Below are 4759 nucleotides of genomic sequence, written 5' to 3'. Positions count from 1 at the left end.
GCCGGCCGTCAGCCGCGCCGTCAGTCGGCCGTCAGCCGCGCCGTCAGTCGCGCCAGGGCAGCTCCGCCGTGATCGCCGTCGGGCCGCCCGCCGGCGAGTCGATGACCAGCAGCCCGTCCACCGCGTCCAGCCGCTCGGCCAGGCCCGCCAGGCCGCTGCCGGAACCGGTGTGCGCGCCGCCCCGGCCGTTGTCGGAGACCAGCACGATCAGCCGGTCCTCGGCCCGCCACACATCGACCGACGCGCCGCTCGCCCGCGCGTGCTTGGAGACGTTCTGCAGCAGCTCCGAGACCGTGAAGTACGCGATCCCCTCGATCGCCGCGGCGGGCCGCGCCGTCAGATCCACGCTGACCTGCACCGGCACCGTGCAGCGCGCGGCGAGCGCGGAGAGCGCCGGGTCCAGACCGCGGTCGGTGAGGATCGCCGGGTGGATGCCGCGGGCCAGGTCGCGCAGCTCCTGGAGCGCGATCTTCACCTCGCCGTGCGCTTCGTCCACCATGCGGGCGGCGGCCTCCGGGTCCTCCTGCAGCTTCTCCTTGGCCAGCCCCAAATCCATGGCGAGCGCCACGAGCCGGGCCTGCGCCCCGTCGTGCAGATCGCGCTCTATCCGCCGCAGGTCGGCGGCCGCGGTCTCGGACACCGCCGTACGGTCCGACTCCAGCTCCGTGACCCGGCCGGCCAGCCGGGACGGGCCCAGCAGTCCGTGCACCAGCAACCGGTCCACCTGGCTGAGGCCGCGCACGGCCCCGCCCCAGACCAGTACGACCAGCAGCCCGACGACGCTGGTCACGGCGATCTCGAAGGGGGTGTCCAGATACATGCTGTGCGTCCCGTCCCCGAACAGCTGGATGCCGTCCCGGCCGAGGTACATCGGGAAGGTCCAGCGCCACAGCGGGTACGTGAACAGGCTCCAGCCGAGCGACCACAGCGTCACCGAGACGGTGAACGCGAAGACCGCCCACGGGAAGTGCAGCAGGCAGTACAGGAGGTGCCGCCAGGACGTGCCGCTCTTCAGCACCGCGCCGATGCGGCCCATCAGGCTCGGCTTGGTGGCGCGGACCGGTTCGGGAGCGCGCACTTCCAGGCCGAGCAGGGCACGCGCCCGTACGCGCTCCAGCGCGCCGAGTCCGCGGCAGCCGACGAGGCCCGCGGCCAGTACGGGTATGCCGAGGAACGTGATCAGCAGGCCCGCGCCGAGCGACGTCATCGTGACGGCGTAGGTGAACATCACGATGGCGATCGGCAGGCTGAGCAGCAGATAGAGGAACTCCCGCCAGGTCCGGCCGGCGAAGGGCGCGCGCAGCACGAAGGGGACGCGGTGCGGGCCGCGGCCTTCGGAGGCGTGCGGCGCAGGGGACGGCGAACCGTATGCGGTGTCCATGGCGTCTCGTTTCATCCGTTCTACTGATGAGCGGCGGGGCTTTCCCCGCCTGGATAGGCCGCCTTCAGGCGGTGCGCCCGCCTCCGGAGGCAGCGCCCGCTACGGCGCGCTGCGCCACGGCAGCTCGGCCGTGATCTGCGTCGGCCCGCCCGTGGGCGAGTCGAGGACGAACAGCCCGTCGACCGAACCGAGCCGCTCGGACAGGCCGGCCAGCCCGCTCCCCGCGTCCAGCCGTGCGCCCCCGCGTCCGTCGTCGCGCACCTGTATGAGCAGCCGGTCCTCGGCCCGCCACACGTCGACCGACGCGCTGCGCGCCTGGGCGTGCTTGGAGACGTTCTGCAGCAGCTCGGAGACCGTGAAGTACGCGATGCCCTCGATGGCCGGCGCGGGGCGGCTCGCGATGTCCGCCGACACGGTGACGGGCACCGTGCAGCGCGCGGCCAGCGCCGAGAGCGCCGGGCCCAGGCCGCGGTCGGTGAGGATCGCCGGGTGGATGCCGCGGGCCAGGTCGCGCAGCTCCCGAAGGGCCAGCTTCACCTCGCCGTGCGCCTCGTCCACCATTCGCGCCGCCGCGTCCGGGTCCTCCAGCAGCTTCTCCTTGGCCAGCCCCAGCCCCATGGCGAGCGCCACGAGGCGGGCCTGCGCCCCGTCGTGCAGGTCGCGCTCGATGCGCCGCAGGTCGGCCGCCGCGGTGTCCACGACCGCCCCGCGCCCCGACTCCAGCTCGGCGATCCGCCGCTCCAGCTCGTCCGAGGGCGACAGCAGCCCCCGTATCAGCGCGCGGTCCACGTTCGTCAGCCCGCGCGCCACCCAGGGCAGCGCCGGCCAGGCCACGAAGAGCGACACGAAGGTGAGCGCGAAACTGAGCACGCCCCACGGCAGCCGTACGAAGACGTAGAGCGCGTGCCGCCAGCCGACCGGGTCCTTCAGGCGCGCCCACAGCCAGGGGAAGAAGCCCCGTTCGAGGGCGCGCGGCGGACTGGGCTCGGCGACGCGCACCCCGAGGAGCGCGCGGGCCCTGGCCCGCTCAAGCCTCCCGTACTGCCGGCAGCCCCCCAGGACCAGCGCGAGCAGCGGCAGCCCGATGACCGTGACCGACAGGCCCAGGCTCGCCGCCAGCCAGCTCACCAGCAGCGCGAAGGCCGTCACGTCCAGCGGGAAGTTGGACAGCAGGTGCGTGATCTCGCGCCAGGTCCAGGCGCTCAGGGGCGGGCGGGGCGGGGGAGGAACCAGGACGAATGCGTCGTCGTGGCCCTCGTGGGGGCGCGTGCCCGGGGCGGAGGTCACCGTCATACGGGCCAGCTTGCCGGGCCGCACGGCCCGCGACCATGGGGTGGATAGGTGGGGTGAAGTGGGGATATCCCCACCTCCCCGCCGGTGGGACTGATGGGCCCCGCCCCCGCAGGGCCTAGACTCCCGTCAGTACAGATCGTCGAAAAATTTCGGCGAAAGCGGTTGCAGAGGGGTGGCCCGGCGCGTACGGCGCGTACGAGGCGGCCCGCTGCACACGAGCAGTCAGGGAGCGAGGGGCGGACGTGCCGGACGCGACCGTACGCACCATCAGCGCCGCGGACTACTTCCAGGGCTATTCGGCTGTCGGGCTCATCGCCGTGATCGGCGTGCTCTTCGTGGCCGTCGCCTTCGGGTCCGCACGCCTGATGCGGCCTGTGGTGCCCACACCCGAGAAACTGCTCACGTACGAATGCGGAGTGGACCCCGTAGGGGAGGGCTGGGCACACACCCAGGTCCGCTACTACGTATACGCGTTCCTGTACGTCATCTTCGCCGTCGACTCGATCTTCCTGTTCCCCTGGGCGACGGTCTTCGCCGCACCCGGTTTCGGCGGCATCACGCTGGTGGAGATGTTCATCTTCCTCGGCTTCCTCGCTGTCGGCCTGCTCTACGCATGGAAGAAGGGCGTCCTGGAATGGACGTGACCCCCGCCTCCGCGGCCAACGGAGCCTCGCCGGGCCCCGAGCTCCTGCCCGAGCCGCGCCGCCTCGGCCCGCTGGCCCGCCTGGCCCCCGAACCGATGAAGGTGGTCCTGAACTGGGGCCGCCGCTACAGCCTGTGGGTCTTCAACTTCGGGCTCGCCTGCTGCGCGATCGAATTCATCGCCGCGTCCATGGCGCGGCACGACTTCATCCGGCTCGGCGTGATCCCGTTCGCGCCCGGCCCGCGCCAGGCCGACCTGATGGTCGTGTCCGGCACGGTCACGGACAAGATGGCGCCCGCGGTCAAGCGGCTGTACGAACAGATGCCCGAGCCGAAGTACGTGATCTCCTTCGGGGCCTGCTCCAACTGCGGCGGCCCCTACTGGGACTCGTACTCCGTCACGAAGGGCGTCGACCAGATCATCCCGGTGGACGTGTACGTACCGGGCTGCCCGCCGCGCCCCGAGGCGCTGCTGCAGGGCATCCTCAAGCTCCAGGAGAAGATCGCCCAGGAGTCGCTGGCGGAGCGGTACGGCCACGGCGGCGAGTCCGGGAAGACCGGCAAGGGCGCGGGCCGGCCGTCGGCCAAGGCGCTGCGGAGCGGGCTGGTGGCCCCGCCGGCGCCGCCCGCCGCCGGGCCCGGGCAGCCGACCACCGAGCAGCCGCCGTCCGAGCAGACCGGGGAGGACACCCGATGACGGACCGGTCGCCCGAGCCGGGCACGCCCGAAGAGGCGACGCCCGCAGCACCTGAAGGCAAGCCCGCGGCACCTGAAGGGGCGTCCGCGGCACCTGAAGGGGCGCCCGCCGAGGCCCCCGAAGGCGCGCCCGAAGCTGCCCCCGAAGCCGCGCCCGCGGCGCCCGTGGGGTGGCTGCCGGAGCCGGCCGAGCGGATCTTCGGGGCCGGGGCCACGGCCGAGGAGGCATACGGCCTGCTCACCGTGGACGTACCGGCCACGGCCTGGACCGACGCGCTGACCGCCGCCCGGGACGCCCTGGGCTGCACGTACTTCGACTGGCTGAGTGCCGTCGACGAGCCCGGTACCGGGTTCCGCGTCTGCGCGCACGTCGCCGACGTATCCCGTACCGGGGACATCCGGCGGCTCCTCGTACGGACGACCGTGCCGCACGAGGCGGCCGTGCTGCCCACGGCCATCGGCGTGTACGCGGGCGCGGGCTGGCACGAGCGCGAGACGCACGAGATGTTCGGCGTGGACTTCACGGGCCACCCCGGCCTCGCGCCGCTGCTGCTGCCCGACGGCTTCGAAGGCCACCCGCTGCGCAAGGACTTCGTGCTCGCCGCGCGGGTCGCCAAGGCGTGGCCGGGCGCGAAGGAGCCGGGCGAGTCCGAGCACGGCGGCCCCAAGCGCCGCCAGATGCTGCCGCCCGGCGTGCCCGACCCGAACGAGTGGGGCCCGCTCAAGGGCCAGCTGCCGCCCGCTCCG

At 73.2% G+C, this 4759-nt stretch carries 5 protein-coding genes; 3 read left to right on the top strand and 2 right to left on the bottom strand.

Annotated elements, in window-relative coordinates:
- Positions 1–43 precede the first annotated feature (43 nt).
- The gene (locus ABT381_RS35120) at positions 44–1381 is read right to left on the bottom strand and encodes a sensor histidine kinase (RefSeq protein ID WP_351601976.1); all 1338 of its coding nucleotides are present in this window, start codon (positions 1379–1381) and stop codon (positions 44–46) included.
- Between the two features lie 99 nt (positions 1382–1480).
- Complete coding sequence (locus tag ABT381_RS35115) at positions 1481–2674, bottom strand: sensor histidine kinase (RefSeq protein ID WP_351601973.1); 1194 nt, start codon at positions 2672–2674, stop codon at positions 1481–1483.
- 242 nt (positions 2675–2916) lie between these two features.
- Between ABT381_RS35115 and ABT381_RS35110 the strand changes: the two genes are divergently transcribed.
- From ABT381_RS35110 to ABT381_RS35100, 3 genes are all read left to right on the top strand, one after another.
- Positions 2917–3318, top strand: a complete 402-nt coding sequence (locus tag ABT381_RS35110; RefSeq protein WP_031050865.1) for an NADH-quinone oxidoreductase subunit A — start codon at positions 2917–2919, stop codon at positions 3316–3318.
- Positions 3309–4013, top strand: coding sequence for an NADH-quinone oxidoreductase subunit B (locus tag ABT381_RS35105; RefSeq protein ID WP_351601969.1), 705 nt, complete (start codon positions 3309–3311; stop codon positions 4011–4013). The genes ABT381_RS35110 and ABT381_RS35105 overlap by 10 nt, the downstream gene beginning before the upstream one ends.
- Positions 4010–4759: NADH-quinone oxidoreductase subunit C (locus ABT381_RS35100; protein ID WP_351601966.1), on the top strand; the 750-nt coding region annotated here is incomplete at its 3' end. The genes ABT381_RS35105 and ABT381_RS35100, both read left to right, overlap by 4 nt.

It is taken from the genome of Streptomyces sp. NPDC000151, assembly GCF_040301705.1.
In the GTDB taxonomy this organism is placed as follows: Bacteria; Actinomycetota; Actinomycetes; order Streptomycetales; family Streptomycetaceae; genus Streptomyces.
Note: the sequence above shows the minus strand (reverse complement) of the source record. Positions and strands in the feature narration are given on the sequence as shown.